The organism is Bradyrhizobium sp. Kon37, assembly GCF_055807535.1.
On sequence record NZ_JBVVOY010000223.1, the window covers coordinates 1 to 299 of the forward strand.

The 299-nt window shown below is 57.2% G+C and carries 1 protein-coding gene; it reads right to left on the reverse strand.

Annotated features, from left to right (window positions below; translation table 11 throughout):
• A partial coding sequence (locus AC0L3J_RS37900; protein ID WP_473350520.1) for a molybdopterin-dependent oxidoreductase occupies positions 1-299 on the reverse strand: 299 nt, incomplete at both ends.

A 299-nucleotide genomic window follows, 5' to 3' on the forward strand; every position in this document is an offset into this window, starting at 1 on the left:
CCCATTGCCATCGCCAGGGCGCTATCAGTGCCTTGTTTCGGTGCCAGCCACTGGTCGCACAATTTGGCCACTTCAGAGTAGTCAGGGGTAATGGCGATGGTTTTAGTGCCTTTGTAGCGTACTTCGGTAAAGAAGTGGGCGTCCGGCGTACGTGTCTGCGGTACGTTAGACCCCCAGGCGATGATGTAGCTGGAGTTATACCAGTCGGCAGATTCCGGTACGTCGGTTTGCTCGCCCCAGGTCATCGGCGAGGCGGGCGGCAGGTCGCAATACCAGTCGTAGAAACTTAAACAGGTGCC